This window comes from Magnetospirillum sp. WYHS-4 (assembly GCA_039908345.1).
GTDB lineage: Bacteria > Pseudomonadota > Alphaproteobacteria > Rhodospirillales > GLO-3 > JAMOBD01.
On the sequence record JAMOBD010000108.1, the window covers coordinates 1 to 4,832 of the forward strand.

The window sequence follows — 4,832 nt, forward strand, 5'->3', positions numbered from 1 at the left end:
ACCTGGCCTTCGAGCGCATCGTCAACCTGCCCAAGCGCGGCCTGGGGGCTTCCACCTTGCAGGTGGTCCACAAGGTGGCGCGCGCCGGGCGGACGTCCCTGCTGCGCGCGGTGCGCGACTTGGTGGCGACCGAAGACCTGAAGCCCAAGCCGCGCGCCACGCTAGGCGCCCTGCTGCTCGATTTCGACCGCTGGCGGAGCCTGATGGATTCCCTGCCTCATTCCGAAGTGGCGGCCACGGTGCTGGAGGAATCGGGCTACGTCCCCATGTGGCGGGCCGACCGGGCCCCGGACGCCGCCGGGCGGCTGGAAAACCTGAAGGAACTGGTCAACGCCCTGGAGGAATTCGCGACTCTGCCCGCCTTCCTGGAACACGTCAGCCTGGTCATGGAAAACGACGGCCGGCCCGACGGCGACAAGCTGTCCCTGATGACGCTGCACGGCGCCAAGGGCCTGGAATTCGAGACCGTCTTTCTGCCCGGCTGGGAAGAAGGCCTGTTCCCCCACCAGAAGGCGGTGGACGAAGGCGGCCTGGCGGGGCTGGAGGAAGAACGGCGCCTGGCCTACGTGGGCCTCACCCGGGCAAGGCGCAAGGCCTTCGTCACCTTCGCCGCCAACCGCCAAGTCTACGGCCAGTGGCAGTCGGCCCTGCCCAGCCGCTTCATCGACGAACTGCCGCCCGAACACGTGGAACGCTTCGGCGACCGCGGGCTCTACGGGGGCCGGCGGCGCTCGGCGCGCTTCGAGTTCGACGAGGAACCGGCCATCCTGGCCGCCGCCCCGGTTAGCGCCTTTTCGTCGGGCCAGCGGGTGTTCCACGACAAGTTCGGTTACGGCCGGGTCCTGTTCGTCGACGGCAACAAGCTGGAAATCGCCTTCGAGAAGGCGGGAAACAAGAAGGTCATGGACAGTTTCGTGAAGGCGGTTTGACCATGTGGCTGCTGCGCATTCCCGTCACCCCCGCCGACATCGACCTATGCGAGGCAGCCCTGGAGCCCCATTGCCTGGCTGTCAGCCGCTTCATCCCCGACGACGGCCGTCCCTGGCGCCTGGAAGGGGTCTGCGACGAGGAACCGGACCTGGCCCTTGTCGCCGCCGGGCTCCGGGCCATGGGCGTGGCCGCCCAACCGGCGGCCGAACCCTTGGCCGACCGCGACTGGGTGGTGGAGAGCTACCGGGGCTTCCCGGCCATGGAGGTGGGACGCTTCCATCTGCATGGTTCCCACGTGGAAGGCGGCGCGCCGGCGGGCAAGGTGGGGCTGCTGGTGGACGCGGCGGCGGCCTTCGGTTCGGGCGAACATGCCACCACCAGGGGCTGCCTGCTGGCCCTGGACGGCCTGGACGGCCGGCGCCTGGGCCGGGGCCTCGACATGGGCTGCGGCACCGCCGTCCTCGCCATGGCGGCGGCCAAGGCCTTCGGCCTGTCCATGCTGGCCATCGACATCGATCCGGTGGCCGTCGAGGTGGCGGCGGATAACGTCCGGCGCAACGGCCTGGCCGGCCGGGTGGCGACGGCGGTGGGCGGCAGCTATGGCAACCGGGCGGTACGCCGGGGCGCGCCCTACGGCCTGATCCTGTCCAACATCCTGGCCAATCCCCTTTGCGGGCTCGCCAAGGGCCTGGCGGGAAGCCTGGCGCCCGGCGGCGTCGCCATCCTGTCCGGATTCCTCACCCGCGATGCCCTCAGGGTCGAGGAGGCCCATCGCCGGCTGGGGCTCCGGCGCATCGGGCGGATCGTCGTCGAGGATTGGGCGACCCTGGTCCTGGGGCGGGTCTAGAACCGGTAGCCGTAGCGGATGCCCAGGGTATCCATGCCCTCGTTCGGGCTGGCCAGCGACGCGTTGGACACGTGGTCGAAATAGAGCGAGACGCCCTGGTGGCCGTCGAAGCGGTAGCCGATCTCGGCCGGAATATGGAACAGGACCCGCGAGCCGAGCGCCTTGTGGTCGCGGTCCTTCAGCTCCAGGTCGCCGTCGTGGACGGCGGCGCCCAGCCCGAGGCCGAAGAAAACGCCGAACGAGCTTTCGATCTCGTAGCGGGCGTCCAGGTAGGCCTTGCTGGTATCGCCCGAGGAATTGTAGGACCCGCCCAGGGCCGGCCGCACCGCGCCGCCCAGGACTTCCCAGGCGGGCGAGAAGATGACCTCGGCATTGAAGTCGACGCCGGATTCGCGGCGATGGTTGCTCCAGAGATTGTCGACGTCGTGGTAGAGGAACCCCCCTTTGACCTCGGTGACGACCCCGCCCAGGCTGCCGGCCCCGGCGGCCGAGGTGCCCAGGGTGGCAACGGCGGCGAGAAGGAATGCGACGCGACGCATGGCAATGGCCTCCGGCGGATCATGACGCCCCCATTCTGGCGGGGGCGGGTGAAGGGAAGGTTAATGGCCGCGGTTAACCGTTTCTTCGCCATTCGCGCCTATACCGGACCCTGTCGTACAATGACAGGGAGGATTCCATGAAATTCGTCGCGATGCTGGCCCTGGGGCTGGCCGTGCTGGCGGGACCGGCCTCGGCCTCCGACCGCCTGGAGGCCGAGGCCCTGGTCGAGAAGGCTCGCTTCACCATCGAAGGCATGAAGGAATCCAAGGAAGAGCCCTACAGCCTGCTGCGCTCCGAACTCAAGAAGGCGCAGGGCGTGATGATCTTTCCCAGCGTGCTGAAGGCCGGCTTCTTCTTCGGCGCCGAGGGCGGTTCGGGCGTGCTCGTCGCCAAGGACGCCTCGGGCAACTGGGGCTATCCTGCCTTCTACACCATGGGCGCCGGCAGTTTCGGCCTGCAATTCGGCGGCCAGGCGGCGGAAATCGTCCTGGTGCTGCGCACCAAGGGGGCCGTCGATTCGATCATCAAGCACCAGGGCAAGCTGGGCGCCGACATCGAGGCCACGGTCGCCAACATCGGCGCCGGCATGGAAGCCTCCACCACCTCCAACCTGGGGGCCGACATCCTGGCCTTCTCGCGCGCCGCCGGATTGTACGGCGGCGGGTCCATCGAGGGTTCCGTGCTGGCGCGGCGCAACGACTGGAACGACGCCTTCTACGGTTCCGGCGCGACTCCCGAGACCATCGTCCAGCAAGGCCGTTACAGCAATCCCGCCGCCGACCGGCTGCGGACCTCGCTTGCCCGCTAGGACCTTTCGGGCCCTGATGCTGCAGGGCACCGGCTCGGACGTCGGCAAATCCTTGCTGGCGGCCGGCCTCTGCCGGGCTTTCCTGCGGCGAGGACTGACGGTGCGGCCCTTCAAGCCGCAGAACATGTCCAACAATGCCGCCGTCACCGTCGACGGCGGCGAGATCGGCCGGGCCCAAGCCCTGCAGGCCCGCGCCGCCGGCGTGGCGCCCAGCCGCCATATGAATCCGGTGCTGCTGAAACCCACTACCGACCTGGGCGCCCAGGTGGTGGTCCAGGGCCGGGTGGTCGGCAACGCCAAGGCCCGCGACTATCACGCCCTGAAGCCTACCCTTCTGCCGGCGGTCCTGGAAAGCTTCGCCCGGGTGGGCGAGGGCGCCGATCTGGTGGTGGTCGAGGGCGCGGGCAGCGCCGCCGAGGTCAATCTGCGCGCCGCCGACATCGCCAACATGGGCTTCGCGGAAGCCGCCGACGTCCCGGTGGTCCTGGTGGCCGACATCGACCGCGGCGGCGTCATCGCCTCGCTGGTCGGCACCCATGCCCTGCTGCCGGAGGCGGAACGGGCCCGCTTGGCCGGCTACATCGTCAACAAGTTCCGCGGCGACGTCTCGCTGTTCGACGAGGCGGTGGCCCTGATCGGCGAGCGCACAGGAATGGATTGCCTGGGCATCGTCCCCTGGCTGCCCGAGGCCGGCCGCCTGCCCCGCGAGGACGCCATGGCGCTGGATCGCCGCGAACCGGCCGCCGCCCGGGACGGCGCGATCAAGATCGCCGTGCCCCGCCTGCCGCGCATCGCCAACTTCGACGACCTGGACCCCTTGGCCGCCGAGCCCGACGTGACCGTCGAAATCGTCGAGGCCGGGCTTGCGCTCCCCGGAGACGCCGATCTGATCCTGATTCCCGGTTCCAAGGCCACCCTGGCGGACCTGGCCTTCCTGAGGGAGGAAGGCTGGGATATCGATATCCGCGCCCATCTGCGGCGGGGCGGGATGGTGGTGGGGCTCTGCGGCGGCTTCCAGATGCTGGGGCGGCGCATTGACGACCCGGACGGCATGGAAGGCCCGCCCGGTGGCGCCGATGGGCTCGGACTGCTGGACGTCGCCACGGTTCTGCATCCCGACAAGACCCTTCGCGAGACCGCGGGGCGCGAGGTCGCCTCGGGGGCCGCGGTACGGGGCTACGAAATGCACCTGGGCGAGACCTCCGGCCCGGATCTCGCCGCGCCCTGGCTGGACCTGGATGCCGACGGCCCGGAAGGGGCGACTTCGAAGGACGGCAGGGTGCTGGGCAGCTACCTGCACGGCCTGTTCGCCGCCGACGGTTTCCGCCGAACCTTCCTGGCCCGCTTGCGGGCCGGACGGACGGCGGGCGCCGCCTACGAGGCGGGCGTCGAAGCCGCCCTCGACGCCCTGGCCCGCCATCTGGAGGAGCACGTCGATGTGGACCGTCTGCTTGCCCTCGCCCGCTGATTCAGGCCAGCCGGACCAAGGCCGCCAGTGCCACCCAGCCGGCGTCGATCAGGCAGGCCACCACGTAGACGGCCAAGGCGCGCCGGATGTCTTCCTCCCCGGCCCGCGCCGTACCCTCGCCGATCCAGGGGCCGTCCACCACTTCCTCGCGGTAGCGCCGCGGGCCGGCCAAGGCCAGGTCGAGGGCGCCGGCCATGGCGGCCTCGGGCCAGCCCGAATTGGGCGAGCGGTGCCGGCCC

General features: G+C 70.1%; 6 protein-coding genes. 4 read left to right on the plus strand and 2 right to left on the minus strand.

The window, feature by feature from the left end; translation table 11 throughout:
• A partial coding sequence (locus H7841_17720) for a DNA helicase II (GenBank protein MEO5338700.1) occupies positions 1 to 929 on the plus strand: 929 nt, incomplete at its 5' end.
• 2 nt (positions 930 to 931) lie between these two features.
• On the plus strand, positions 932 to 1,777 hold the full coding sequence (locus H7841_17725; GenBank protein ID MEO5338701.1) for a 50S ribosomal protein L11 methyltransferase: 846 nt from the start codon (positions 932 to 934) through the stop codon (positions 1,775 to 1,777).
• Here H7841_17725 and H7841_17730 read toward each other — a convergent pair.
• Complete coding sequence (locus tag H7841_17730) at positions 1,774 to 2,316, minus strand: acyloxyacyl hydrolase (GenBank protein MEO5338702.1); 543 nt, start codon at positions 2,314 to 2,316, stop codon at positions 1,774 to 1,776. The genes H7841_17725 and H7841_17730 overlap by 4 nt on opposite strands.
• 137 nt (positions 2,317 to 2,453) lie before the next feature.
• Between H7841_17730 and H7841_17735 the strand changes: the two genes are divergently transcribed.
• Together H7841_17735 and H7841_17740 are read left to right on the plus strand one after the other, a co-directional pair.
• Positions 2,454 to 3,125: a lipid-binding SYLF domain-containing protein gene (locus tag H7841_17735; protein ID MEO5338703.1), complete on the plus strand. Its 672-nt coding sequence runs from the start codon at positions 2,454 to 2,456 to the stop codon at positions 3,123 to 3,125.
• 16 nt (positions 3,126 to 3,141) lie between these two features.
• Entirely contained in the window at positions 3,142 to 4,593 is a 1,452-nt protein-coding gene (locus H7841_17740) for a cobyric acid synthase (GenBank protein MEO5338704.1), read from the plus strand.
• Between the two features lies 1 nt (position 4,594).
• Here H7841_17740 and H7841_17745 read toward each other — a convergent pair.
• Positions 4,595 to 4,832, minus strand: a 238-nt coding sequence (locus tag H7841_17745) for a cobalamin biosynthesis protein (protein MEO5338705.1), incomplete at its 5' end; no start/stop codon positions are given.

Coding starts and splice junctions, on each gene's coding strand:
- H7841_17725 (MEO5338701.1), top strand. CDS start 932: ATGTGGCTGCTGCGCATTCCCGTCACCCCCGCCGACATCGACCTATGC.
- H7841_17730 (MEO5338702.1), bottom strand. CDS start 2,316: ATGCGTCGCGTCGCATTCCTTCTCGCCGCCGTTGCCACCCTGGGCACC.
- H7841_17735 (MEO5338703.1), top strand. CDS start 2,454: ATGAAATTCGTCGCGATGCTGGCCCTGGGGCTGGCCGTGCTGGCGGGA.
- H7841_17740 (MEO5338704.1), top strand. CDS start 3,142: ATGCTGCAGGGCACCGGCTCGGACGTCGGCAAATCCTTGCTGGCGGCC.